Origin of the sequence: Arthrobacter sp. 'calajunan' (genome assembly GCF_046940185.1) — a bacterium.
Taxonomy (GTDB): Bacteria; Actinomycetota; Actinomycetes; order Actinomycetales; family Micrococcaceae; genus Glutamicibacter; species Glutamicibacter soli.
In genome coordinates, this window is the sequence record NZ_JBKZDY010000008.1 from 1 (window position 1) to 24,776 (window position 24,776).

Annotated in this window: 21 protein-coding genes; 14 read left to right on the forward strand and 7 right to left on the reverse strand. The window is 65.7% G+C overall.

Going from position 1 to position 24,776, the window contains the following annotated elements:
* From glyA to RF641_RS12885, 5 genes are all read left to right on the forward strand, one after another.
* Positions 1-989, forward strand: a 989-nt coding sequence (glyA, locus tag RF641_RS12865) for a serine hydroxymethyltransferase (RefSeq protein ID WP_424573343.1), incomplete at its 5' end; no start/stop codon positions are given.
* Positions 990-1,166: 177 nt separating this feature from the next.
* The gene (locus RF641_RS12870) at positions 1,167-2,576 is read left to right on the forward strand and encodes an L-serine ammonia-lyase (protein WP_424573344.1); all 1,410 of its coding nucleotides are present in this window, start codon (positions 1,167-1,169) and stop codon (positions 2,574-2,576) included.
* A 419-nt stretch (positions 2,577-2,995) separates the two neighbouring features.
* Positions 2,996-4,351, forward strand: coding sequence for a magnesium transporter (gene mgtE / locus RF641_RS12875; protein ID WP_424573345.1), 1,356 nt, complete (start codon positions 2,996-2,998; stop codon positions 4,349-4,351).
* Positions 4,352-4,433: 82 nt separating this feature from the next.
* Positions 4,434-5,543 carry an NADH:flavin oxidoreductase/NADH oxidase gene (locus RF641_RS12880; protein ID WP_113607540.1) on the forward strand — a complete coding sequence of 370 codons (1,110 nt, stop codon included), beginning with the start codon at positions 4,434-4,436 and terminating at the stop codon, positions 5,541-5,543.
* Between the two features lie 139 nt (positions 5,544-5,682).
* Positions 5,683-6,813: a baeRF2 domain-containing protein gene (locus RF641_RS12885; RefSeq protein WP_047119942.1), complete on the forward strand. Its 1,131-nt coding sequence runs from the start codon at positions 5,683-5,685 to the stop codon at positions 6,811-6,813.
* Between the two features lie 86 nt (positions 6,814-6,899).
* Here the strand turns inward: RF641_RS12885 and RF641_RS12890 are convergent, their stop codons facing one another.
* Positions 6,900-8,078, reverse strand: coding sequence for a CPBP family glutamic-type intramembrane protease (locus RF641_RS12890; protein ID WP_181728125.1), 1,179 nt, complete (start codon positions 8,076-8,078; stop codon positions 6,900-6,902).
* 151 nt (positions 8,079-8,229) lie between these two features.
* Between RF641_RS12890 and RF641_RS12895 the strand changes: the two genes are divergently transcribed.
* From RF641_RS12895 to RF641_RS12905, 3 genes are read left to right on the forward strand one after another with little or no spacing between them, the layout of a single operon-like run.
* Positions 8,230-9,507, forward strand: coding sequence for a YibE/F family protein (locus RF641_RS12895; RefSeq protein WP_424573346.1), 1,278 nt, complete (start codon positions 8,230-8,232; stop codon positions 9,505-9,507).
* Positions 9,508-9,552: 45 nt separating this feature from the next.
* Positions 9,553-10,533, forward strand: coding sequence for a metal ABC transporter solute-binding protein, Zn/Mn family (locus RF641_RS12900; protein ID WP_053798669.1), 981 nt, complete (start codon positions 9,553-9,555; stop codon positions 10,531-10,533).
* A 20-nt stretch (positions 10,534-10,553) separates the two neighbouring features.
* Positions 10,554-11,672 carry a CDP-glycerol glycerophosphotransferase family protein gene (locus tag RF641_RS12905; RefSeq protein WP_052772472.1) on the forward strand — a complete coding sequence of 373 codons (1,119 nt, stop codon included), beginning with the start codon at positions 10,554-10,556 and terminating at the stop codon, positions 11,670-11,672.
* 9 nt (positions 11,673-11,681) lie between these two features.
* On the opposite strand, the gene RF641_RS12910 is transcribed toward RF641_RS12905, so the two are convergent.
* The 4 genes from RF641_RS12910 to RF641_RS12925 form a co-directional block, all read right to left on the reverse strand.
* On the reverse strand, positions 11,682-13,172 hold the full coding sequence (locus RF641_RS12910; protein WP_424573347.1) for an aminobutyraldehyde dehydrogenase: 1,491 nt from the start codon (positions 13,170-13,172) through the stop codon (positions 11,682-11,684).
* A 37-nt stretch (positions 13,173-13,209) separates the two neighbouring features.
* Entirely contained in the window at positions 13,210-14,655 is a 1,446-nt protein-coding gene (locus RF641_RS12915; RefSeq protein WP_047119938.1) for an NAD(P)/FAD-dependent oxidoreductase, read from the reverse strand.
* Positions 14,656-15,013: 358 nt separating this feature from the next.
* Entirely contained in the window at positions 15,014-15,481 is a 468-nt protein-coding gene (locus tag RF641_RS12920) for a hypothetical protein (RefSeq protein ID WP_424573348.1), read from the reverse strand.
* The gene (locus RF641_RS12925; protein WP_424573349.1) at positions 15,456-17,378 is read right to left on the reverse strand and encodes a primary-amine oxidase; all 1,923 of its coding nucleotides are present in this window, start codon (positions 17,376-17,378) and stop codon (positions 15,456-15,458) included. The genes RF641_RS12920 and RF641_RS12925 overlap by 26 nt, the downstream gene beginning before the upstream one ends.
* A gap of 129 nt (positions 17,379-17,507) precedes the next feature.
* Here RF641_RS12925 and RF641_RS12930 point away from each other — a divergent pair, with 129 nt between their 5' ends.
* The 4 genes from RF641_RS12930 to RF641_RS12945 all read left to right on the forward strand — a co-directional run bounded on the left by RF641_RS12930 (position 17,508) and on the right by RF641_RS12945 (position 22,121).
* A complete protein-coding gene (locus RF641_RS12930) occupies positions 17,508-18,101 on the forward strand; it encodes a TetR/AcrR family transcriptional regulator (RefSeq protein WP_047119935.1) in 594 nt (197 codons plus the stop codon).
* 105 nt (positions 18,102-18,206) lie between these two features.
* Positions 18,207-19,136, forward strand: a complete 930-nt coding sequence (locus RF641_RS12935; RefSeq protein WP_424573350.1) for a helix-turn-helix domain-containing protein — start codon at positions 18,207-18,209, stop codon at positions 19,134-19,136.
* Positions 19,137-19,247: 111 nt separating this feature from the next.
* Entirely contained in the window at positions 19,248-20,678 is a 1,431-nt protein-coding gene (locus RF641_RS12940; RefSeq protein ID WP_424573351.1) for an APC family permease, read from the forward strand.
* A gap of 30 nt (positions 20,679-20,708) precedes the next feature.
* On the forward strand, positions 20,709-22,121 hold the full coding sequence (locus RF641_RS12945) for an aldehyde dehydrogenase family protein (protein ID WP_053798663.1): 1,413 nt from the start codon (positions 20,709-20,711) through the stop codon (positions 22,119-22,121).
* A 57-nt stretch (positions 22,122-22,178) separates the two neighbouring features.
* Here the strand turns inward: RF641_RS12945 and RF641_RS12950 are convergent, their stop codons facing one another.
* Together RF641_RS12950 and RF641_RS12955 are read right to left on the reverse strand one after the other, a co-directional pair.
* On the reverse strand, positions 22,179-22,637 hold the full coding sequence (locus RF641_RS12950; protein ID WP_424573352.1) for a hypothetical protein: 459 nt from the start codon (positions 22,635-22,637) through the stop codon (positions 22,179-22,181).
* A 167-nt stretch (positions 22,638-22,804) separates the two neighbouring features.
* A complete protein-coding gene (locus tag RF641_RS12955) occupies positions 22,805-23,023 on the reverse strand; it encodes a DUF2188 domain-containing protein (protein ID WP_053798661.1) in 219 nt (72 codons plus the stop codon).
* Between the two features lie 328 nt (positions 23,024-23,351).
* Here RF641_RS12955 and RF641_RS12960 point away from each other — a divergent pair, with 328 nt between their 5' ends.
* A complete protein-coding gene (locus RF641_RS12960; protein WP_424573353.1) occupies positions 23,352-23,798 on the forward strand; it encodes a transporter substrate-binding domain-containing protein in 447 nt (148 codons plus the stop codon).
* Entirely contained in the window at positions 23,795-24,769 is a 975-nt protein-coding gene (locus RF641_RS12965) for a cation diffusion facilitator family transporter (RefSeq protein ID WP_424573354.1), read from the forward strand. Before RF641_RS12960 ends, RF641_RS12965 begins: the two co-directional genes overlap by 4 nt.
* Positions 24,770-24,776 lie beyond the last annotated feature (7 nt).

Genomic DNA, 24,776 nt, shown 5'->3' on the forward strand with positions numbered 1-24,776 from the left:
ACGCGTCGGTTTACCACGCGCTGGTGCGTCCGGGCGATACCGTGCTGGGCTTGAACCTGGCCCACGGCGGGCATTTGACCCACGGCATGAAGATCAACTTCTCCGGCCGCCTGTTCAACATCGTCCCGTACGGCGTGGACGAGGAGACGAACCTGGTGGACATGGACGAGGTCGAGCGCCTGGCCATCGAGCACCAGCCGAAGATGATCGTGGCCGGCTGGTCGGCCTACCCTCGCCAGTTGGACTTCGTCCGCTTCCGCGAAATCGCGGACAAGGTCGGTGCGTACCTGTTCGTGGACATGGCGCATTTCGCCGGCCTGGTCGCGACCGGGCTGCACCCGTCGCCGGTGCCGCATGCGCATGTGGTCACCTCGACCACGCACAAGACCCTGGCAGGCCCTCGCGGCGGTATCATCCTGTCGAATGATGCGGAGATCGCCAAGAAGCTGAACTCGGCGGTGTTCCCTGGCCAGCAGGGTGGCCCGCTGGAGCATGTGATCGCGGGCAAGGCGGTGGCGTTCAAGATCGCCGCGTCGCCGGAGTTCAAGGAGCGCCAGCACCGCACCTTGGCCGGTTCGCGGATCCTGGCCGAGCGGTTGACCCAGGCCGATGTGGCCGCCAAGGGCATCAGCGTGTTGACCGGCGGCACGGATGTGCACCTGGTGCTGGTGGACCTGCGCCACAGCGAGCTGGATGGGCAGCAGGCCGAGGATCTGCTGGCGCAGGTGGAGATCACGGTGAACCGCAATTCGGTGCCGTTCGACCCGCGTCCGCCGATGACTACCAGCGGGTTGCGGATTGGCACCCCGGCGTTGGCGACCCGAGGGTTCTCCGAGGAGGCGTTTGCCGAGGTTGCGGAGATCATTGCGCAGACCCTGATTGCCGGGGCCGAGGGCAACACCGGGGTGTTGCCGGAGTTGAAGGCCCGGGTTCTGGAGCTGGCCGCAGCCCACCCACTGTACCCGGAGCTGGCCAAGGTTTCCGAGTAGCATCTTCAAACGAAGATGAGGGCCCGGAAAGCGGCGAAAAAGCGCTTTTCGGGCCCTCAGTCTCTCTACTGCCGAAAATACGCGGCACAAGAAGGACGGCAGGGGGAAGAACCCTGCATGACAGACAAGCCGATCCGGGTTTCACCCGGATCCCAAGATCTAAGGATGTGATCCGCTATGGCGGTAAGCGTATTCGATCTCTTCTCGGTAGGCATCGGACCATCGTCCAGCCACACCGTGGGACCAATGCGTGCGGCCCACGCTTTCATTGCGCATCTGGTGCGCGAGGGGGAGCTCCCCGCGGTGGAGAGCATCCGCGTTGACGTCTACGGTTCGCTGGCCGCCACCGGCCGCGGGCACGGAACCTTCACCGCCATCATGCTGGGGCTGGAAGGCTTCGAGCCGGAAAGCATCCTGCCGACCCAGGTTGATTCCCGCCTGGCGGACATGGACGCCAGCGGCGTGCTGCGCCTGGCCGAGCAGCTGGGGCACCGCAAGGACCTGGACTACCGGGTCGAGGACATGATCCAGCACCCGCTGACCGTGCTGCCCCGCCATACCAATGGCGTGAAGTTCATCGCCTTCGACGCCCAGGGCGCCGAACTGTCCAATGAGACCTTCTTCTCCGTCGGAGGCGGCTTCATTGTGCGTGAAGGCGCCGAGGAACGCATCGAAAAGAGCCTGGAAAAGAAGCTCAAGCAGCAGCCCTATCCGTTCACCACCGCGTCCAAGCTGCTGGAGCACTGCCGCGAAACGGGCAAGTCGATCGCTGAAATCATGATGGCCAACGAGGAAACCTACCGCACCCGCGAAGAAATCCGCTCCGGCCTGATCCACATCTACGAGGTCATGGAGGAGTGCAAGAACTCCGCCCTCGAGCGAACCGGCGTGCTGCCCGGCGGCCTGAAGGTCCGCCGACGCGCGCCTGAATGGCACAAGCGCCTGCGCAAGGAAGACAAGGACCGCGATCCGGTGTTCTGGCAGGAGTGGATCAACCTCGTGGCCCTGGCCGTCAACGAGGAAAACGCTTCGGGCGGCCGGGTGGTGACCGCCCCGACCAACGGCGCCGCCGGCATCATCCCCGCCGTCCTGTTCTACGCAACCCACTACGCCCCGGGGGCCAAGTACTGGAACGCGGAAGAAAAGCACGACGCCGTCGTGAACTTCCTGCTCACCGCCGGCGCGGTCGGCGTGCTCTACAAGGAACAGGCCTCGATCTCCGGCGCCGAGGTCGGATGCCAGGGCGAAGTCGGTTCGGCCTCCTCCATGGCCGCCGGCGGGCTGGCCGAAATCCTGGGCGGAACCCCTGCACAGGTGGAGAACGCCGCGGAGATCGCCATGGAACACAATCTCGGACTGACCTGCGACCCTATCGGAGGACTGGTGCAGATCCCATGCATCGAACGCAACGCGATCGCCGCTTCCAAGGCAGTGAACGCCGCGAAGATGGCGCTGATGGGCGACGGCGAACACCACGTCACCCTCGACGAAGTCATCATCACCATGCGGGAAACCGGCAAGGACATGAGCGACAAGTACAAGGAAACCGCGATGGGCGGACTGGCCGTCAACGTCGTCGAATGCTGACGCACTGACAATCGTGCACCATGCGCCGGCAGGGCGGAGCTTCATCGAAGCTCCGCCCTGCCGGGCTTCCGGACCCTATGAGCTCAGGCACCATGGCGGGACATCAGCAGGCAAGGATGATAGAACTGGAGATAGACGGTGGCCCACGCGCCACCCTGTCCGCAAGGAGGTGATCACATGGACGACGGCCCTAGCCGATCTATGTTCACGCGATCTCTCCGGGACGATTCGTAGCGCCCAAGCCTCTTTCGGCTTCCCTGCGTGCACGTCTGCGAGTTCGCGACCGGCTCTCATTCACGTGCGCAGAACACCAGCCAAATCAGGAGATTTATCTCCTCTTTTTTGATGCTTCCGGCCTTCGGCTTACGGGGCAGAATGCTGATGTTTCCGCGCCAAACAACACGTTTGGACGACTTGCCATGTACACCACTCCAAAAGTAGACTTCTCAACTAATTCTCGGGAACTGCACGCAGCCTTGAAAGCGGAGGAGCTCGGCGCATTGGCCGCGCAGCTTCGCCGGCTGGAACCGGCGGAAATCATCGAACACCTGGACACGCTCAGCCTCTCCGAAGCCGCCATCGCCTTCCGCCTGCTGGACAAGCCGCGGGCGTTGAGGGTGTTCGAAAAGCTCGACGCCCCGCTGCAGGCCGACCTCATCAAGGGCCTCCAGCAGGACGCGGTTGCCCAGACGCTGGCCGGTATCGGAGCCACCGAGCGGGCGGCGCTGCTCGACGAGCTTCCTGCCACGGTGGCTTCCAGCCTGCTGCAGGCACTGGACTCCACGACCCGCGAAGAAACCCGCGTGCTCCTGGGCTACTCCGCGGCCTCCACGGGACGCTTCGTTTCGACGCGCTACATCAAGACCTACCCGGAGTTGACCGCAGAGCAGACCCTTGAGCGCGTCCGCCAGCAGTTGGCCGAGCGCACCAGCGCAAACCTAGTGCTCGTGGTGGACCACGAGCGCCGCCTGCTCGGCGGAGTGGAGCTCAGCCAGCTCATCGCCGCTGATCCGCAGTGCCTCGTCGGGGACCTGCTCACCCCGATGTTCACCGCGACGGTCGCGGATCCCGCGGTGCAGACCGCGCGCCGCGTGGTCAACCGCCAGCTCGAAATCGGCGCGGTGCTCGACCAGGAAGAAAAGCTGGTCGGGGTCCTGAGCTGGGCTCAGGCGCTGGAGATCCTGGACGACGCCGACGAGGCGCGGACCGCACGCACCGCCGGTTCCGAACCGCTGAACCGGCCGTACCTGAGCACCCCGATCGGCGGCATGGTCCGCTCGCGCATCCTCTGGCTGCTTGTGCTGGCCATCGGCGCCACGCTGACCGTGCAGGTGCTTTCCAGCTTCGAAGAAACCCTCGAATCCATGGTGGTGCTCAGCCTGTTCATTCCGCTGATCGTGGGTATCGGCGGCAACACCGGCAACCAGGCGGCGACCACCGTCACCCGCGCCCTGGCCATGGGGGAGGTGCGGATCTCCGACATCGGCCGCGTGCTGCTGCGCGAGGTCCGCGTGGGCTTCGTGCTGGGGCTCAGCCTCGGGCTGCTTGGCTTCCTGCTGACGCGGGTGATCTTTGATGAACAGGTCGCCTGGGTGATTGGTCTGACCCTGATGGTGCTGTGCACCGTGGCGGCAGGGGTCGGCGGCATCATGCCGATCATCGGCAAGTCGATCAAGGCCGATCCGGCGGTGTTCTCCAACCCGTTCATCTCGACCTTCGTCGACGCCGCGGGGCTGGTTGTCTACCTGAGCATCGCGGTGCTGGTCCTGGGCTGAGGCTCCGGCCCGCGCCGGGGCGAAATGTTACGCCGCATCTCGGCGGCGGAATAAGCGGCCGGGCCGGAACGTCATACCTAGCATGCCTCAAAGTAAACTCTTCGCTCCCACGACCATCCCTACCCGCGCCGGAGAAGGCCTGGCGCTGCGCAACCGCGCGGTGCTGCCGCCGATGTGCCAGTACTCCATCGAGCAGCGCGACGGGATCCCGACCGCCTGGCAGCTGGTCCATCTGGGCGCCCACGCCCAGGGCGGATTCGGGCTGGTCATCGCCGAGGCCACGGCGGTGGCGCCCGAAGGCAGGATCTCCGACTTGGACGTCGGTTTGTGGAACGAGCAGCAGGCCGAAGCCTGGAAGCCGGTCACCGAGTTCATCCATTCCCAGGGGGCCGCCGCCGGCGTGCAGCTGGCCCACGCCGGAGCCAAGGCCTCAACCTACGGCTGGCTCAAGGAATACGAGGACGCCGGGAAGACCGGAAGCCTCGCCCCGGAGGACGGCGGCTGGCAGACCCTGACCTCGACCCCGAGCGACCTGCACGGACTGGCTCCGGCAGCCCAGATGTCCGGGCAGCAGATCGCCGACTCGGTGCAGGACTGGGCCGAGGCCGCGAAGCGCGCGGACCAAGCTGGATTCGACCTGATCCAGATCCATGCAGCGCATGGCTACCTGATCCACCAGTTCCTCTCCCCGCTGGTGAACCAGCGCACCGACCAATACGGCGGCAGCTGGGAGAACCGCACCCGCTACCTGCGTGAGATCGTGCAGGCAGTCGCAGCCGTGTGGCCGCAGGAGAAGGCCCTGGGCATCAGGTTCTCCGGAGACGACTGGGTCGAGGGCGGCTGGCGCATCGATGACACGGTGCGGCTGGCCACGGAACTCTACGCGGCGGGCGTGCGGGCCTTCGACCTGTCCAGCGCGGGGATCGGGCCCTTCCGCGGTCCCAGCGGACCGGGATACCAGGTGCCGCTGGCCCAAGCTGTCAAGCAGGCGCTGCCCGAGGACGCGTTCGTCACGGCCGTCGGCGGGATCACCGATCCAGTGCAGGCCGAGCAGATCCTGGTGACCGGCCAGGCCGACGGCGTGAGCGTGGGACGCGCCGCCCTGGGCGACCCGCAGTGGCCTAACCGGGCTGCCAAGAAGCTGGGCGCGGCCACGGCATCCCCGGCGCAGTACTGGCGCGGCCGCTGGTAGATTCAGGGGGCCATGCTCATTTGCGCGGATCCGCGGCTTACTTTGCGCTTACCTCTTCCTGCATCTGAATAGTGATGTTAGGTTAGTGCCACGGATCAAGTCGCATCGCGGCGAGAGTCGCGTGCGGAAGGGAGTCAGCATGGCACTACGCGCGGATTCTAATGGAATCGACGCTTCGCTCTACCGAAAGCCCGGCCCGTGGAGCACCGCACTGGTCGATGCTTCGCTGGGAAACACATCCGCCCAAGAGGCAGCAGATAATCTTCCCGACAAGGTGGCGAAGCTACTCAAAAGCCAGCAGGCAAGCGCTGGGGATATCAGCGCCGTCACCGGTGCACTTGAGCCAGCGCAGGGAATGCGCGCACCGGTAGCCCGTTTCATCGCAGTGCATGACGGCGAGGTGCTGTTGAACGAACTGCTCCCCGGGCTGAAGGTTGAATCGCCGTCGGTCGACGTCGGACCGTTCCCGAACTTCACTGCGCTGGCGCGATCCCGCGGCGGCTCGTTCTCCTACCTCGTGGCAGAGGTCGGACGCGACGGCGGAGAAGTCCATCTCTACAACACCACTTCACCCGAACGCATCGCCAGCCGCGGCATCGTCGGCGCACCGGAGGAAGTCCGCCACGCGCGCAAGGTGCCCGGGGAATACGACCAGCCCAAGGCCCAGGCCGCTGCGGATGAAATGATTCGGCGGAACACGGAGGAAGTCGCCGAGCTGATTGAGGACATGTGCCGCGACAACTACGTACGGCTGATCGTCCTCTCCGGGGACATCAAGGCCCGCGAAGCGGTCGCCAGCGCGCTGCCGGCCAACCTGCAGGACTATGTGGAAGTCATCGACGCCCACACGCGCACCGGCGGCGCGGATACCAAGCAGGTGCAGCAGCATATTTCGAAACTCGTGGACGAGGTGAAATCGGCGGCCGTCGCGGACCTGGAGGCCAAGGTCACGGCGCAGGCAGGCAACGGGAGGTCGCTGCTGGCCGTGGGGCTTGACGAAGTCGTCACCGCGCTGCAGTCGGCCCAGGCCGAAGTGGTGCTGGTCGGCCAATACCAGGACGAGCACACCCTGCGCGCGCTGAGCGCCGAACCATGGGTCGCACACCAAGAAGGAGATGATCACGCAGACCTGGTAGTCGGCGAATGGCCGGCCCCGGAAGTCCTGCTGCGGGCCACTGCCCTGACCGACGCAACGATCCGCTACGTCCCGGACATGGCCATGCCCGACGGTGCCGGCATCGCCGCGCTGCTTCGGTGGGCCAAGTCCTAGGAACCAACCGCACTTAACCAACCAAGCGTGGGAACGCCTCGGCGATCCCACGCTTGCCTATGCCTGCCGTCGCGCATGCGGGGCGGCTACCGGTAGTTCCGGTCCGGTTCCTGTCCGGCTGGTCCGTCCGGCCCCTGCGCTCCGGGCTGCCCCGGTTCCATCGGCGTCTGCGGGAATCCGTCCGGCCCGGGCTGGTGCTGTCCGGCGAAGTTCCCGTTCTCCTGCGGCGCCCAGTAGGCCTGCTGCTGCGGGCCCATCGGGTAGGCGATGGGCCACGGCTGCAGCAGGTGCTGCTCGGCGCGGCGGCGCGGCGCCGGCCCGACGCTGCGCTGGATGTCCTTCTTCTGCGCGAGCTTGACCAGCAGAACCGTCAGGATTGCGGTCATCGCGCCGGAGATGAGCAGCGAAACCAGGTCCGAGCCCTTGGCGTTCAGGTCCACCAGGCCGACCGAACCGAGCAGGAACAGCGAGGTGTTGTTCACGACGTGGATCGCGATCGCGGCTTCCAAGCCGCCGGTGCGCCAGGTCAGGTAGCCGGCGGCGATGGCGAAGATCGCCACGTCCAGCAGGCCGTAGACGTCGTACAGGTGCCCGGCGGTGAACAGCGGCACCGGCAGCAGGATCGCGAAGAGCGGGTGCTTGAGCCAGCTGCCGATGACCTGCATGAACGCCCCGCGGAAAACAAGTTCCTCGGCTGCGCACTGCAGCGGGGTGAGCAGGATGACCAGCAGGGCGTAGAACAAGGGGCTCGGCGGGATGCTGCTGGCAGGCACCTCGACGCCGCCGCCCGCATCCAAGGCGTCCAGGATGAACGTCAGCGCGAAGTAGGCGGCGTACACGATGCCGCTGACCGCGAACGCGGTGCCCATCCAGCCCCAGCGGATCTTCCCGGCGACCGAGACCAGCAGGCAGACCGGCTTGGCTCCGAGCAGCAGGTAGGCGAACCACACCGAGGGGATCATCACGATCAGCGAGATCATCACGATGGAGAACATCATCGGGTCGGCCATGTTCATCACCGTGAGCTGCTCCAGCGCCGCGGTGTCGCCGCTCCAGAACGCCGGATTGGACATCATCATCACGAAGGCGATGACGCCAACCACGATGGAGAGCACCGCGAAGAATCCGGAGGCAGTGCCCAGCAGCGCCAGCGGACGCCACCAGCGGTAGTTCTCGTCGCGCCGCAGGAGCCTGTGGAACTCGTAGCGCGGTTCATCAACGTTTTCCGTCGGGGCCGGAAGCCCCGCATTTGATGTCATGCTCATGCTTCCATTCTCCCGGTGAGGCCCACCCAAACGCATGAACCTTCCGGAGGATCTCTGCGCTCATTCCGAAGGGGCAGGCATCCGGGCTTGCCACTGGCTGATTAGACTTGGGGACGACAACTTCGACTCGAGCGATGCGGAGAACGCACCCGTGGGCCACCACCATCACGACGAACCCATCCTGCAGGACCCCAAGCGGCGCCGCCGTGCCTCGATCATCCTCTGGGCCCTGCTCGCACCGGTCGGCGCCCTGGCGCTGGTCATGGTCATCGCGCTGTGGCCGCAGGGGAACTACGACAAGTTCGCCCTGTCGGGATCCACTGACACCACCGGCGGCGCGGTGATGGCCACCGGCACCGTGACCCGTTCGGTATTCCAGGAATGCCCGTCTTCGCAGGGCCTGGAGGACGTGGGCGGCAAGGTGCTCGAATGCACCGTCACCTACGTGATGCCCGATGACGGCGGCGCCGAGATCCAGCTGGAGATCCCGCAGGAGACGCTGCAGTCGCGCGAAGCGCGGGCGGGGGATTCGCTGCGCTACCTGGACCTGTCCAAGGTGGGCTCCAACTCCGGGACGGATTTCGTGTTCGTTGACTTCGTGCGCACCTTCCCGATGGCCCTGCTGGCGATCGCCTACGGCCTGGTGGTCGTGCTCGTGGCAGGATGGCGCGGGGCCCGCGCCATGATCGGGCTGGTCGGCGGCATCGCCTTCATGATCGTGTTCATGGTCCCGGCGCTGCTGGAAGGCGGCAATCCGATTGTGGTGGGCCTGACCGGTTCGACTGCCATCATGTTCGTGGCGTTGTATTTCGCGCACGGGCTGAATGCCAAGACCTCCACCGCGCTGCTGGGTACGCTGTTCGGCTTGGGGGTGACGGCCGGACTGGCGCTGTGGCTGACCGACGCGGCGGCGCTGACCGGGGCGCACGACGAGGCCGCCATGACGCTGTCCACCGTGGCTCCGCAGATCTCGCTGCCGGGCCTGCTGATCTGCGGCGTGCTGATCGGCGGCATGGGTGTGCTCAACGACGTGACCATCACCCAGTCGGCCACGGTCTGGGAGCTGGCAGAGTCCGCGCCGAAGGCCAGCGCCACCGAGCTCTTCCTGCGCGGCATGCGCATCGGGCGCGACCACATCGCCTCCACGGTCTACACCATCGCCTTCGCCTATGCCGGCGCGGCGCTGCCGGTGCTGGCCATCGCCGCGCTGAGCAACCAGGGCTTCGGCACCACGCTCAGCTCCGGGGAAATGGCCGAGGAAGTCATCCGGATCCTGATCGGCTCCATCGGCCTGGTGCTGGCGATTCCGGTGACGACCGCCATCGCGGTGCTGGTGGTCAAGGCCACCGGAACCGGGGGAGCACACGGCAAATCGCTGGGCGGCAGCGGCCGCCGAGCGGCGCTAAGTGCGAATCATTCTCACGAGTAATGTAGAATAGTTCTCAATAGCGAACCTGAACTAGAAAGCTTCCTCGTGAAAAACCGCTCAATTCTCGCCTCACTTGCCCTCGTTCCCGTCGCCGGCCTGCTGCTGTCGGGATGCTCCTCCGATGCGCAGAGCGCGCCGGGAGACTCGGGTGTGAGCATCGTGGCCACCACGAACGTCTACGCGCAAATCGCCCAGACGGTAGCCGGCGAGCATGCGGAGGTCAGCGAGATCATCGCCTCCACCGCGCAGGACCCGCATTCCTACGAGCCGACGGCCCGCGACAAGCTCGCCGTCTCCCAGGCCAGCATCGTGCTGGCCAACGGCGGGGGATACGACTCCTTCATGGACACCCTGGTCCAGTCGCTGCCCCAGGAGCAGCGCGACAACCTCTCGCTGCTGCATGTGGTCGACTCCTCGCCGGTCGCCGCCGAGGAAGCCCAGGGCCACGGGGACGAAGCCGAGGAGCACGCCCACGACGAGGGCGGGGAGCACGGGCACGAGCACGCCGAGTACAACGAGCATGTCTGGTACGACCTGGACTCCATGAGCGCGCTGGCCGATGCCCTCGCCGCCGAGCTGGGCAAGCAGGACGCCGCCAACGCCGCCGACTACACGCGCAACGCCCGGGAATTCGACGCCGGCATCGATCAGCTGGCCGGCGAGCTGTCCGCCGCCGGGCTGGAGGGCAAGAGCTACCTGATGACCGAACCGGTGCCGTTCCACCTGCTGGAGGACGCCGGCATGGTCAACAAGACCCCCGCCGGGCTGAGCGAAGCCATCGAGGAAGGCGAGGGCATCGCCCCGCTGACCCTCAAGAACGCCGAGGACCTGCTGGCCGGCAAGGGCGCGGACGTGATGGTCTACAACGTGCAGACCGAAGGCACCGAAACCAAGGCCCTGAGCTCGGTGGCGAAAGACGCCGGGGTGCCCGTGGTGGAACTGACCGAGACGATCACCGACGGCTCGACCTACCTGGAATGGATGCAGGGAAACATCGAATCCCTTGCCTCCGCGCTGAAGGGCTAGCGCTTACGTAGACTTAACGCATGCCGTTGATTCCATCCCCAATCAATCAAGCCGCTGGAAAAGCCAAGTCCCTGCTGGCCGAGCGCTCGGTGCGAGCCCAGATCGCCGAAGCCTCCCGTGGACTGGAACAGGCGGATGTGGTCCTGTTCTTCGCTGAAGGCCCGGGCCAGATCTACCAGCTGGACACCTGGCTGGAGACCTTCGAACGGCTGGCCGACCAGGGGATGAGCACCGGGGTGGTGCTCATGGACGCGCTCAGCGCGCGGCAGGCGCTGGACTCGACCAGCCTGCCGCTGCTGTTCACCCGCTCCATGGAGCAGATCGAGAAGCAGCTGGCCGCGATGGGCACCAAGGCCATCTGCTACGTGAACAATTCGCAGCGCAACTTCACCATGCTGCGCTTCAACGGCCCGGCGCACATCCACCTGAACCACGGCGAGAGCGAAAAGGCCTCCATGGTCTCCAACCAGCTCAAGGCCTACGACTACGCCTGCGTCGCCGGCCCGGCGGCGGTCGAGCGCATCCGCGAGGCCATCCCGCGCTTCGACCTCGCCCACCTGGTGCAGATCGGCCGCCCGCAGCTTGATGCGCTGACGCCCAGCGGCCCGAGCGCCAGGATCCGGGTGCTCTATGCGCCGACCTGGGAAGGCGATTCCCAGGCCATGGCCTATTCCTCCATCACCGCGCTGGGGGAGCGGATCCTCGCCCAACTGCAGGCCGACGACCGCTTCGAGGTCCGCTTCCGCCCGCACCCCAAGACCGGTGACGTGTCGGGCGAAGCCCGCAAGTCCATCACCGCATTGAAGTCCAACTACACCTCGCTGCTGGATCCCACCGCGGACGCCGGCCAGTCGCTGGTCTGGGCCGACGTGGCGATTTGCGACATCTCGGCCATGTCCTACGACGCGGTGGCACTGAATGTGCCGCTGCTGCTGGCCGGGGACCGGGACTGCAAGCTGCGCCAGGGCCTGCCGGCGGACCAATTGCTCGGCCACGCCAACGGGCTGGCCGACCGCGTGGCCGCGCTGGCGGCCTCCGGGGTGTCCGGACGGCAAAAGCAGCTGGCCCAGTATTTCTTCGCCACCACCGAACCGGGGGGCGCGACGGAAAAACTGGGCCAGCTGCTGCGCAGTGTCTGACGCTTCGGGCTAGCGCTGCTTGAACACCGTGTCCTGCCATTCGCGGTGGGCCGCGGTGTCATGGGCGATCAGCACGTGTTTGACGTTCGTGTACTCGTCGAAGGAGTACTGACTCATGTCCTTGCCCATGCCCGAGGCCTTGTAGCCGCCGTGCGGCATGTCCGAGACGATGATGATGTGCTCGTTGATCCACACGCAGCCGGCCTGGATCTCGGCGCTGGCGCGCATGGCGCGGTTCACGTCCTTGGTCCAGGCGCTGGCGGCCAGGCCGTAGGGGGTGTCGTTGGCCAGCTCGATGGCCTGCTCGTCGGTGTCGAACGGCAGCGCCACCAGCACCGGGCCGAACACCTCGTCCTGCACGATCTCCGAATCCTGCGCCGCCCCGGTGATCAGGGTCGGGCGGTAGAAGTTGCCCGGACGGTCAACGCGCACGCCTCCGGCCAGGGCGGTGGCCCCGGCGGCGACGGCGCGCTCGACCATGGCCGCGACCTTGGCCGCATGCTGCTCGCTGATCAGCGCGCCCATGTCGGTGTCCTCGTCGGTCGGACCCCCGACCACCATGGCGTCCATCAGCTCGGCCACGCAGGAGGTGAACTTCTCGAACACCGAGGAGTGCACGTAGGCGCGAGTGGCGGCGGTGCAGTCCTGGCCTGCGTTGATGGTGGAACCGGCCACCGCGCCGTGAGCTGCTGCCTCGATATCCGCGTCGTCGAAAACCACGAACGGCGCCTTGCCGCCCAGTTCCAGATGCACGCGCTTGCCGCTCTCGGCGGCCATGGACATGATCTTCAGGCCCACCGCGGTGGACCCGGTGAAGGAGGTCATCTTCACCAACCGGTGGCGCACCAGCGGCTCGCCGACCTCCACGCCGCCGCCGACCACCACGTTGATGACGCCGTCGGGCAGTCCCGCGTCCTTGGCGGCCTGCGCGAACAGCAAGGTGGTGCCAGGGGTGAGCTCGCTGGGCTTGAGCACGATGGTGTTGCCCGCGGCGATCGCCGGCAGCACCTTCCATGCGGCCATCTGCAGCGGGTAGTTCCACGGGCTGATCGAGCCGATCACGCCGATGGCCTCGCGGCGCACCATCGAGGTGGTGTTTCCGGCGTAGTCCCCGGCGGCCAGGCCCTGCAGGTTGCGGGCCGCTCCGGCGAAGAAGTTCACGTTGTCGATCGAGCCCGGCACATCGAATTCGGTGGACATGCGGATGGTCTTGCCGGTCTGCGCGGTTTCCACCTGTGCCAGCAGGTCGGCCTTGCCCTGCAGCTCGCGGGCCAGGGCCAGCAGGTGGTCGGAGCGCTCGCCCGGGGTGAGCTTGGACCAGCTGGAGAACGCGGCGGCCGCTGCCTGCACTGCCTGGTCGACCTGGGCGGCGGTGGCGGTGTCCACGTCCATCAGCTTCTGGCCGGTGGCAGGGCTGGTGCGGGTGATGGCAGGGCCTTCGCCGCGCACGAACGCGCCGTTGATGAACTGGTGGCCCTCGGTGAATTCAAAGGTAGTCATAGGTGGTTCCTTGGATAGGTAGTGGCTGGCGGCGGGCTCAGGAATCGAAGCCCATGCCGATCTTGTCCATGAGCTTCAGGAAGGGCGAGCGCTTGCCTTCGTTGCGGTCGGCCTTCACCAGGTGGCTGGTCATCAGCTTCACGCCGACCCAGGCGGCAGGCTCCGGCGGGAACGGGATCGGCTTGGTGCGCACCAGTTCCAGCTCGGTCAGCTCGGTCTTCGCGCCGGAGAGCAGGTCCAGCATGACCTTGCCGCCGAAGCGGGTGGCGCCCACGCCCAGCCCGGTGAAGCCGGCGCAGTAGGCGACCTTGCCGCCGTAGGCCAGGTCGAAGAAGGAGAAGAAGCGCGAGCAGGTGTCGATTGCCCCGCCCCAGGCGTGGGAGAACTTCACCTCGCGCAGCTGAGGGAAGCTGCCGAAGAAGTGCGAGGCGAGCTTCTCGAAGGTTTCCTGGTTGGTGTCGTAGCTGGAACGCACCTTGCCGCCAAAGTGGTAAACCGCGTCGTAGCCGCCGTACAGGATGCGGAATCCGCCCTGCTCGTCGATGGTCGGGCGGGAGTAGTGGAAACGGTTGTTCATGTCAGCCAGTCCCACCATCGGATCCCAGCCGATGGCGGCACGCTGTTCTTCGGTCAGCGGCTCGGTCATCAATGCGTAGTCGTAGACCGGGATGACGTGGGCGCGGTGGCGCTTGAGCAGCGAGGGGAAGACGTTGGTGGCCAGTGCGACGTGCTTCGCGGTCACCTGTCCGTCGGCAGTCAGCGCGCGCATGGTGGCGCCGTCCTCGACCAGCTCGGTGACTTGGGTGTGCTCGTAGATCTTCACGCCAAGCTCGGTGCAAACCCGGGCAAGTTCCCAGACCAGCTTGGCGGGGTGGACCAGCGCGGAGCTGTCCTTGTCCCAGGCGCCGGCCAGGAAATCGGGGGAGTTGATGAGCGTGCGGGTACCGGCGGCATCCAGGACCTCGACGCCCTCGGATCCGGCTTCCTCGGTGACCCATTCGATCTGGTGGGGTTCGGTGGCAACGTTCAGCACGCCGTCGCGGGTGAAGTCAACGTCCATGGTGTAGCGTTCGACGGTTGCCTGCAGCTCGTCGAGGTTCTGCGCGCCAAGCTTTGCCAGCAGCGCGTTCTCCCTGGGCAGGTGGTTCTCGCCGTTGGTTTCGCCGTGGACCAGCGAGGCTTCGCAGAAGCCGCCGTTGCGTCCTGAGGCGGCCCAGCCGATGCGCTGGCCCTCGAGCAGCACGACCTCGCGTTGCGGGTCGCGCTCCTTGGCCTGCAGCGCAGTCCACAGGCCGGTGTAGCCGCCTCCGACCACCAGCAGGTCGGTGTCGACGCTGCCGTGCAGCGCGGACTTCGGCGCCGGGCGCTTGTCCGTGTCCAGCCAGTAGCTGGTGTGCTTGGCGTCGGCCAGCGAGGCGGAGATGTGCGCGCGCGAGGCCTTGGCCTCGTGGCGGTCGAATGAAATCGGGTTGGTGATAGCCATGGATGGTCCTTGGTCTGAAAGGTATGGGGTCGGGAAGGAATGCGGGTTCAGGCGCGGTGCGTGGCGCATTCCAGTGGTACGACCAGGGGACCTTGGGCCTTCGCGGTGAACTGAGCGCGGGTGATCTCGGAAGATTGCCAAGGGGCAGTCAAGGGTATCCCTCTTCTCAAGGTCAAGATCACGAATAGAATGTGATTCATTACATATTCAATCGTTCCGCGGTAGCGGTGTCAAGCCAAACCCGACCAACTGGTCGGTTTGTGACGAGCCAGTCTTTTAGCGACTTCAGATGTGCCCTGTTGCAGGCAGGCAAAAGCCCCCGGGCTGTTTCGAATGAAACAGCTCGGGGGCTTGGGTATCAAGGTCGGCTGAGCGCGGCGGGAACCGGAAGATTCGCCGCGTTGGCCGCCCCGGCATGCCGGCGGCGGACCACTAGCGCCGAGGCGAACATGAGCGCGAACTCCATGAGCGCGATCAGCAGCATCGGGACCGCATGGCTGGCTGGGTGCCCCGAGTGCCCATCGTGATGCCCGGTGAACCAAGGCATCCCGACAACCATCGCGATATGCGCCGCTCCCATGGCCGCGCACATGCCCAGCAGTTCCAGCGCGTTCCCGCCGCGCAGCACGCACCAGGCGCACTTAAGGCACCAGGCGGTCATGGCCAGCAACAGCGCCGTCCACAGCGGCGCGTGCGGGATGAGCGCCAGTACCGCCAGATGCACTACGGCCGAGCCGAGCACGGCCGCGCCCAGCACGCGGTTCCCGAGCTGCACCCGGGCCGGTGCTGCCGGGGCGGCGCTAGCCGTTAGAACCGCAGCAGCCATCGGCTTCGGTGGTGGCGCAGCAGCCGTGCTTGGCAGGCTCCGGGACATCCAGCACCGGCGAGCGGTCGAAGAAGCCCTCGGGGCGGATCTTGAAGCCGACGGTGTCCACCGGCATGATCGGCCAGTCCTCGGTGCGCGGGAAGTGGGTCAGCGCGAAGGTGTGCCACAGGCTGATCTTCTCGCCGTCGATGCTCTTGTCGTCCTCGATCCAGGAGCCGATGCCGTCCACGCCCGGGTTCTGGTTCACGAAGTCGCCGGTCGGGTAGCGGTGGGCGGCGTTGCGCTGGGTGACCCACAGGGCCTTGGAGGCGAACTGCGCGCGCTGATGCACCGAGGAGCCTTCGGCGGCCAGCAGGGTTGGCAGGCCCTGGGGCAGCAGCTTGAAGCCCACCGGCTTGCCCAGGTAGTTCTTCTTCTCCGGGTTGGTGACCACCCAGGTGCGCCCGGCGGCCTGGTTCGCGTCGCGCACCGCCTGCTTCTCGGTGGCCAGCACGGTGTGGCTGCGGGTGAAGGCGTTGCCGCGCGGGTTCTCCTCGCTGATCGGCAGGCGCACCGCTTCTTCCTCGATGACCTGGCTCGGCCCGCCGTCCAGCGAAAAGTCGAGGCGGGCGCCGAACAGGTGCTGGTGGAACGGCGCACCCAGGCCCGGGGCCATCTCCGAGGCGAAGCGCTCGTCACGCATCGCGGAGGTGAACACGATACCGGTGGCCTTGGCCTCGAACTCGATGGTGCCGTCCAGGTACAGGTACCAGTAGAAGCCGTAGTCGTAGTTGCCCACGGTAGTGAAGAAGCTGATCACCAGGCGGCGGTTGCGGCGGGTGTACTTCACGCCCGACCAGTCGTCCGAGTGCTTGGAGAGGATCGAGGCGTCTTCCTCGTGCATGCAGATGCCGTTGGTGATTCTCTGCGCGTTGCCGTCGGCGTCGGTGATCACCGGGGAGATGTAGTGGATCTCGCCCAGGCAGTCGCAGCCCAGTTCCAGGGAGTTGGCGAAGCGGCCGACCAGGTACTCGCCGGTGTCGAAGTAGTTCTGCCAGCTGCGCACCGGCGACGGATCGCCGTAGGGGACCACCATCTCGGCGATGGACGCGCGGTCAAGGATGCGGCGGCGCTCGCCCGCATCGTCGAAGCCGATGTTGTAGAGCACCAGGCCTTCGCGCATGTCGAAGCCGATGTCCAGCGACCACTTCTCCCACTCGACGTGGTTGCCCTCGGTCACGGTGAAGCTGGCGCCCTGCGGCTGGGTGATCTCGATCGGCTTCTGGGAGGTGCGGGCCGGACCGGTCAGCTCGGGATCGGTGTAGTTGCCGTGGGTGGCAGGGATCTCGACATTGCCGAAGTCCAGCAGCTGGTCGACCTTCGCGGCGATGGTGTCGATGTAGACGACCAGGCCGTCGATCGGGTGCGCCCAGGCGGAGTCCTCGGCGAAGTCCTGGCGGAAGGCCAGGCCGCGCAGGATGCGGCGCCCGGATTCCTCCGGGTACTCGAACACGCCGGCGGACAGCGGGGCGACGCGCACCTGGTCGGTGCGCAGCCCGCGCTTGGCCAGCGCGGCGGCCCACTGCTCGTCCTCGGCCAGGATGGCTTCCACCATCTCGAATTCCTCGACCAGCACCGGCAGCTGCCCCACCGCGGCCGGGTCGAGGTTGATGACCGAAGCGACCTCGCCCCGGGTCAAGTCCAGCACCACGTCCTTGGGTTCGTTGCGCAGCTTGTCCATGAGCATGACGCGCACCAGGCGGTCGGCGTTCTGCTCGCTTGGGTCCTCAAGGCCCATGTAGGCGATGCGGGTGTGCTCGGTGAACAGCCGGTTCTCGACCAGCAGCGCCTTGGCTGCGGCGATTTCCTGCTCGGCGAGCAGGGTGAAGTTGGTGTCCACGGAGGTGGTTTCAGTCATGATGCTGGAGCCCTTCGGTGATGGGATGTGATCCACAACATTTTTGTTCTCTGGGTGTAGAGAATACGGCGCTGTGACCCACGACGCAAGCCCTGCGGTGAAACGCGTCATTTCGCCTAGGCTTAAGCCATGCCGAAAATCGTCGACCATGACCAGCGCCGTCGCGAGATCGTAGAAGTCACGTGGAGGTTCATCGCCCGCGAGGGCATCGCGAAGCTGAATTTGCGCGACCTGGCCGCGGCCGCGGGCTACGCCAACGGCGGGCTGAAAATCTATTTCCCGACCAAGGATGCGATTCTTGCGGCCACCTTCACCTACGTCGCCGAGTCCACCGATGCGCGGATCGAGCGCAGCGCCGGCTCGCTGGAAGGGCTGGCGGCCATCGAGGCCTTCGCCCACGAGGTGCTGCCGCTGGACGAGCTGCGCCGCGACGAAGCCCGGGTTGCCGTGCACTTCTGGCACCTGGCGCTGGGTGATCCGGCGCTGGCCGAGGCCAATGCCCGAACCATGCAGGGCTGGCGCGACGCCCTGGATGCCTGGCTGGAGCAGCTGCTGGGCGCCGGGCACCCGGAGGCTTCGGCGGCGCGCGATGCGCTGATCAACTTCCTGATGGGCGCCCAGGCCGGAAGCGTGCTCGACGAGCAGGCCAATACCGTGCAATCGCTGCTTGAGCAGCTCGAACACCATCTGGCCGGGCTGTCGCGGCTGGCCGAAGCCCGCTGATCTTTCCTCTACGTAGGAAGAAAAACCGTGACTTTTCGGTCTTTGTGGGCTACCCTCGAACGTGTCGCCCGGCACATTCGCGGGCGCAGAGCACAGGGGGCGTGGATGTATCAGGTGCAGCATGTTGACTCGTTTTCCGCATGGTCGGCGCTGATCTCCGACGCCTTCGTGCAGCTGCGCAGCGAACAGGTCTCCCGCGGCCACTTCGCCGCCACGCTCGGGGCCAACATGCTCGGGGACATCGGCCTGATGCGCATCACCGCCAAGCCGCACGCCGTGCTGCGCACCGAGGACCTGAGCACCAGCGGGGACGGGGACTACTACAAGGTCTCCTACCAGCTCGACGGGCACGGCCTGCTCATCCAGGACGGGCGCGAAACCGTGCTGTCCCCGGGGGATCTGGCCATCTACGACACCCAGCGCCCCTACACCCTGTCCTTCGACAAGCCTGCCTCCGTCATGGTTGCGCTGGTGCCGCACGACCAGTTCAGGCTCTCCCCGCAGCAGGTCGGGCAGATCACCGCTGTCGCGCTGAAGGACGAGCACCCGCTGGCCGGCACCGTCACCCCGCTGCTGCGCCACCTGGGCAACAACCTGGCCGCCTGGGACGAATTCGGCGGCTACTCGCTGGCCCGCAACACCGTTGACCTGATTGCCACCGCCCTGGCCGGCGCGCTGGGCGGGGAAAACCAGGCCGACTCCAAGGCCGCGCAGCGCCAGCGCATCACCGCCTACATCGACGCGCACCTGGACGAACCCGAACTGGACCCGGCGCGCATCGCCGCCGCGCATTTCATTTCGGTGCGTTCGCTGCACGCGCTGTTCGAGCACGAACCGCGTACCGTCGCCGCGCTGATCCGGCACCGCCGGCTGCAGCAGGCACGCACGCTGCTGCGCGATCCGCTGCTCGGGCAGGTCTCCGTGCAGCGCATTGGCGCGAAGGTGGGCATCCCCGACGCGGCGGGCTTCAGCCGCATGTTCTCCCGTGAATTCGGCCTCACCCCGGGCCGCTTCCGCCAGCAGCAGGCCGCCTGAACGCACAGGCGGCGAACCTGCGCCCAAGCGCAAGAGCGCTGCACGCAATGCCAAGGTGATCCACGCCATACCGGGGGATCCTAGAGTTACCTACTCGTAATGGGGGATCCAATGGGACTCGAACAACGCAAACTGGGCGTGCCGGCCCTGGTCGTGATGATCATCGCGGCCAGTGCACCGCTCACCGCCGTCGCCGGCGGCGTCACCACCAACTATGCGGTCACCGGCATGCAGTCCGTGCCGCTGTCATTCCTCGTGGTCGGCGCGATCCTGTTGGTCTTCAGCATCGGCTACACCGCCATGAGCCGCCACATTCCCAACGCCGGCGCGTTCTATGCCTACATCGCCCAGGGCCTGGGCCGGGCCTCCGGCGTGGGCGCCGCGATGATCGCGGTTGTCAGCTACAACCTGATGCAGATCGGCATCTACGGCATGTTCGGCTTTGCCGCTTCCTCCTTCGCGAATTCCATGATGGGCACGCAGATCCCCTGGTGGGTCATGGCCTTGGCGGCCTGGGTGCTGATCGGCCTGCTGGGCGTGAACCGCGTGGACTTCTCGGTCAAGGTGCTGGGCATCGTGGTGGCCGCCGAGTTCCTGGTGGTTGTCATCTACAACGTAATGGCCTTCGTCATCTCCCCGGAGGCCCCGGCCCCGGGTGCCGCCTTCGACCTCTCGGACGCGATCGCACCCGGCATGGGCGCTGTCATGGCGTTCACCATCGCCGCGTTCATGGGCTTCGAATCCGGCACCATCTACAACGAAGAAGTCAAGGACCCCAAGCGCACCGCCCGCACCGCCACGATCATCGCAGTCATCGTGATCGCCTGCTTCTACGCCTTCTCCGCCTTCGCGATCTCCGTGGGCGAGGGCGCCTCGAACGTGCTCGGCGCCTCGGCCGAATTCGGCCCGGATCTGATCTTCGTCTTCTTCGCCACCCACGGCCCGGCCTGGTTCGTGGACCTGGCCAACCTGCTGTTCATCACCAGCCTGTTCGCCGCGCTGCTGGCGTTCCATAACGTGGTTGCCCGCTACTTCTACTCCATGGGCCGCGGCGGCGCACTGCCCGCCTTCCTGGCCGGCACCTCCCGCCGCACCCACGCCCCGGTCGCCGGCTCGCTGGCCCAGTCGATGCTGGCGCTGATCGTGATCGCGGTCTTCGCTGTCATCTCCACCGGCGAAGACCCGATGTTCATCGTGTTCACCATGTTCACCTGGCTGACCAATTCCGCGGCCTTCGGCCTGGTGCTGCTCATGGCGCTGACCTCCTTCGCGATCATCGGATACTTCGCCACGCACCGCACCAGCGATTCGCTGCTCACCCGGGTCATCGCCCCGCTGCTCTCCGGAGCCGCACTGGTCTTCATCTTCATCCAGATCGTCATCAACTTCGACGTTTTGCTCGGCATGGAAGAACCGGGCATGCTGGGGTACATCCTGATGGCCATCGTCATCGTGCCGGGCATCATCGGATTCCTGGTGACCACCGCGGCCCGATCCAAGGCCGTCATCAAGACCGACGCCGACCAAGTCCCAGTCCTCTAACCACACCACCCACGTAAAGGAGCCAAATCAATGGCCTACGCAAATGCCCAGGAACTGCTCGCGGCAATCTCGCCGGCGACCGGCGGCACCGAAGTCCTCGACCCGGCCACCGGCGAGCTTGTCGGCCGCGTGGCGGAGAAGTCCGTCGCCGACCTGGACTCCGCCGTCGCCGCGGCCCGCGCCGCCCAGCCGGCCTGGGACGCGCTGGGGCACGATGAGCGCAAGCGCCTGCTGAACGCCGCCGCGGACAACATCGAGGCCAACGCCGAGGCCCTGGCCGAACTGCTCTCCCGCGAGCAGGGCAAGCCGTTGAACGGCCCGAACGCCCGCTTCGAGGTCGGGGGAGCAGCCGCCTGGCTGCGCGCCGCCACCGCCTACGACGTGGACCCGGAAGTCGTGGTCGACGACGGTGAAACCTACGCCGCCAAGCACTACCGCGCCCTGGGCGTGGTCGGCGCCATCGGCCCGTGGAACTGGCCGATGATGATCTCGATCTGGCAGCTGGCCCCGTCCCTGCGCATGGGCAACACCGTGGTGATGAAGCCCAGCGAATACACTCCGCTGTCGGTTATCGCCCTGGGCCACATCCTCAACGAGGTCCTGCCGGCCGACGTGCTGCACGTGGTGGCCGGCGGGCGCGAGGTCGGCGAGAAGCTCTCCGCCCACCCGGACATCGACAAGATCATGTTCACCGGCTCCACCCGTACCGGCAAGGCGATCATCCGCTCCTCGGCCGACACCGTGAAGCGCCTGACCCTTGAGCTCGGTGGCAACGACGCCGGCGTGGTCATGGAGGACGCCGATCCGCAGGCCATCGCCCAGGACCTGTTCTGGGGCGCCTTCATCAACACCGGCCAGACCTGCGCCGCCCTCAAGCGCCTCTACGTGCCGGAATCCATCTACGACCAGGTCTGCTCCGCGTTGACCGAGGTCGCCAAGGCCATGCCGATGGGCGTGGGACTGGACGAGAACAACGTGCTCGGCCCGCTGCAGAACAAGGCGCAGTACGACATCGTCGCCGACCTGGTGAAGGACGCCGTGGACTCCGGCGCCACCGTGCTGCTCGGCGCCAACCCGGATGATTCGGCGGCCGGCTACTTCTACCCGACCACCCTGATCTCCGACATCGACCCCGGCAACCGCCTGGTCACCGAGGAGCAGTTCGGCCCGGCGCTGCCGATCATCAAGGTCAAGGACAGCGCCGAGGCCATCAAGCACGCCAATGCCCTGGAGGTCGGCCTGGGAGCCTCGGTCTGGGGCTCGGACCGTGCCAAGGCGTTGGAAGTCGCCGCCCAGCTGCAGGCAGGCACCGTGTGGATCAACTCCCACGGCACCATCGACCCGCGCATCCCGTTCGGCGGTGCGAAGCAGTCCGGCTACGGCCTGGAATTCGGTCTCGACGGCCTGAAGTCCCTGGCCCAGCCGCAGGTCATCAAGGGCTAGCAACCGCATGCCAGGGCGCCGCACCGCAAGGTTCGGCGACCTGGTATTTTTAACGCGTCATCCCCGGGGTTTCGGGTGGTAGTGGTACCAGAGGTCCTCGATGAATGGCTCGTTGCCTGCGCGGACGTCCACCCGCGCATTGCTGAAGCTCGTGCCGTCATCCAGCGTGATGTCCGCACTCATCCACGAGCCGTTGAACGTGCCGAGCTCGAGTTTCGCCGGATTGTAGAGCTGCTCGATGTTCGACTGCAGATTCCGGGCCGATGAGGTGTAGCCGAGCACCGCAAAAATGCCGAGTGCCGCCATCAGTGACAGCACCAACCCGCCAGCGACGAGTTCGGCACGGATGGAAGAGCGCAACTTGTAGGTCTGGTAGCCATCTGCCAGCTGCTCGAACTTCTTCCGACGGTACCAGCCGTGCAGCAGCAGCGGCACGCATCCGATGAGCAGCACGGCGGCTACCCCGAAGCCCAGCACCGGGGTGATGAAATCCACGTTCAGGTATTGCTCCTCCATAACCCCACGTTATGACGGTACTTTCCCTTGTGCGACCTCATTTCGGATGATTTCTCCGCTGGCATCGAAAGTGCCCGGAGGCGATCGGACCTTTCCGGCGCGTGCCGAGCATGCCGAACAGCTGCCGTTTCTCGGTGCCAGGCGCAGACAGCCGAGCAGCATCCGGGTTATCGGTCTTCGCGCCGTGGGGTATGGATGTTCTCACGGAATTCGAGTTCCCCGGTCGCGTCATGGACGAAGATTTCGCCCGAACCGAGCTCCTCGGCTTTTTTGCAGGCAATGTCATAGGCTTCGGCTCGTGAGCGGCAAGTTGCCAGGTGCTTCCCGCTGAGAGTCACGACCCAGGCCTCGCTGTTGGCCAGAATTTGGAAGTGGTTGGCGCTCATGCTCTTTCCTTTCTCGGGGGCTATGGGGAAGCGTTTGCTTCGATGTGAGATCTGGTCACTGGGTGGGACGCCGGAAAAGATCGGCCTTGCCTCCACCATTCCATGCTGATTTCCGGGCTTCCAGATGGTTCAGGGAATATCCAGAGTAGACCCCTCGCGCGATGATCGAGGATTCTGGATATTTCCTCTGATATCCAGATCGGGCATGAACTGTCTCGCTTTCCGTCCTACATTGAGCACATCACCGTTCGGTCGCCACTGGACGGCACGAGAAGGAGAGAAAGTAGTGCGGGTTAAGGCAAGGACATTGCAGAAACTCCTACCGGGCATGGCCGTGCTGCCCTTGCTGGCCGGCTGCGGCGCACAGATTCCCGTGGATCCCGAGGGAACGCTTGAGGACGTCAGATCGGGGACCATCAGCGTCGGAGTATCACCGAATGCGGACTTCGTGGAGGTTTCGAACGGGCCGTTGCAAGGTTCCGAAATCCAGATCATCCAGAATTTCGCCGAAAATCTCGATGCTGAGGTGGAATGGACGGTGGGAGGCGAGGAACAACTCGTCTCGGCTTTGGAAAACGGTGATCTGGACCTCGTGGCCGGAGGGATCAGTTCCAAGACTCCGTGGGCCGAACAAGTCGGGATGACACGGCCCTATACGACTCACGTGGATGTTGATGGCAAGGAAAGCAAAATCGTGCTGCTGGTGCCGCCCGGCGAGAATGCTTTCCTCTTTGAAGTGGAACGCTTTCTCGACCGGACACAGGAGATGCCATGAATAGCTCGCCCGGAACCCATTTGCCCGAGGAACAGAAGCGACTGATGCGCCGCGCCGCCAAGCTGGAGTGGATCAGCGTTGGATACGCGGTTTGCACGATCACAGTCGTCGCCCTGGTTGTTGGGAATTCGCAGGCTATGAGGACGGCTTGGGTTGAGGACATGCTCTCGGTGCTTCCGCAGCTTGCCTTCCTCATCGCTCTGCGCTGGACGCGCAAGCCACGCAGGCCACGCCAGCCGTACGGCTATCACCGTTCCATGGGTGCCGGACATCTCGTCGCAGGCGTGGCGTTGCTGGTGGTAGGCGCCATGCTGGCCTACGAATCGATTACCGCGTTGGTTAAGACGGAACATCCCACCATCGGAACGGTCAATCTGTTCGGCCACACAATCTGGCAGGGGTGGCCGATGATTGCGGTGATGACGGTTATTGTCATCCCCGCGCTCATCCTCGGTCGGCTGAAGATCAAGGTTGCCAAGCCACTGCACAACAAGCTGCTGTACGCAGATTCAAAGATGGCCAAGGCCGACTGGCAGACCAACGCAGCTTCCATCGTGGGTGTTGCCGGAATTGGTCTGGGAATCTGGTGGCTGGATGCCGTGGCCGCATTGGTCATCTCGCTCGGAATTCTCAAGGACGGCTGGGACAGCACCCGCTCATCGACCTCCGACCTGCTCGACAGCCGAGCATCCGACCTTGACGGCACCGATCCGCATCCGCTGGTGTCGCGGATCGAGGAGCAGCTGGCCCGAATGAATTGGGTCGAGGAATCAGCGGTCAGGGCTCGTGAACTAGGCCAGGTTCAGCACATCGAGGTTTTCGTGGTTCCGCATTCGGGGCAGGTCGGTGTCAAGCAGGTCGCTGAGGCCTGTGCTGAGCTGGAGGAGCTCGATTGGCCGGCCTACGACGTAGTGATGATCCCCGTGAGTTCGATCCCGGACTATTTAAGCAAGGTTCCGGCCAGGGTGTGAAGCCCTG

Coding starts and splice junctions, on each gene's coding strand:
- RF641_RS12870 (WP_424573344.1), top strand. CDS start 1,167: ATGGCGGTAAGCGTATTCGATCTCTTCTCGGTAGGCATCGGACCATCG.
- mgtE (WP_424573345.1), top strand. CDS start 2,996: ATGTACACCACTCCAAAAGTAGACTTCTCAACTAATTCTCGGGAACTG.
- RF641_RS12880 (WP_113607540.1), top strand. CDS start 4,434: ATGCCTCAAAGTAAACTCTTCGCTCCCACGACCATCCCTACCCGCGCC.
- RF641_RS12885 (WP_047119942.1), top strand. CDS start 5,683: ATGGCACTACGCGCGGATTCTAATGGAATCGACGCTTCGCTCTACCGA.
- RF641_RS12890 (WP_181728125.1), bottom strand. CDS start 8,078: ATGAGCATGACATCAAATGCGGGGCTTCCGGCCCCGACGGAAAACGTT.
- RF641_RS12905 (WP_052772472.1), top strand. CDS start 10,554: ATGCCGTTGATTCCATCCCCAATCAATCAAGCCGCTGGAAAAGCCAAG.
- RF641_RS12910 (WP_424573347.1), bottom strand. CDS start 13,172: ATGACTACCTTTGAATTCACCGAGGGCCACCAGTTCATCAACGGCGCG.
- RF641_RS12915 (WP_047119938.1), bottom strand. CDS start 14,655: ATGGCTATCACCAACCCGATTTCATTCGACCGCCACGAGGCCAAGGCC.
- RF641_RS12920 (WP_424573348.1), bottom strand. CDS start 15,481: ATGGCTGCTGCGGTTCTAACGGCTAGCGCCGCCCCGGCAGCACCGGCC.
- RF641_RS12925 (WP_424573349.1), bottom strand. CDS start 17,378: ATGACTGAAACCACCTCCGTGGACACCAACTTCACCCTGCTCGCCGAG.
- RF641_RS12930 (WP_047119935.1), top strand. CDS start 17,508: ATGCCGAAAATCGTCGACCATGACCAGCGCCGTCGCGAGATCGTAGAA.
- RF641_RS12935 (WP_424573350.1), top strand. CDS start 18,207: ATGTATCAGGTGCAGCATGTTGACTCGTTTTCCGCATGGTCGGCGCTG.
- RF641_RS12940 (WP_424573351.1), top strand. CDS start 19,248: ATGGGACTCGAACAACGCAAACTGGGCGTGCCGGCCCTGGTCGTGATG.
- RF641_RS12945 (WP_053798663.1), top strand. CDS start 20,709: ATGGCCTACGCAAATGCCCAGGAACTGCTCGCGGCAATCTCGCCGGCG.
- RF641_RS12950 (WP_424573352.1), bottom strand. CDS start 22,637: ATGGAGGAGCAATACCTGAACGTGGATTTCATCACCCCGGTGCTGGGC.
- RF641_RS12955 (WP_053798661.1), bottom strand. CDS start 23,023: ATGAGCGCCAACCACTTCCAAATTCTGGCCAACAGCGAGGCCTGGGTC.
- RF641_RS12960 (WP_424573353.1), top strand. CDS start 23,352: ATGGCCGTGCTGCCCTTGCTGGCCGGCTGCGGCGCACAGATTCCCGTG.
- RF641_RS12965 (WP_424573354.1), top strand. CDS start 23,795: ATGAATAGCTCGCCCGGAACCCATTTGCCCGAGGAACAGAAGCGACTG.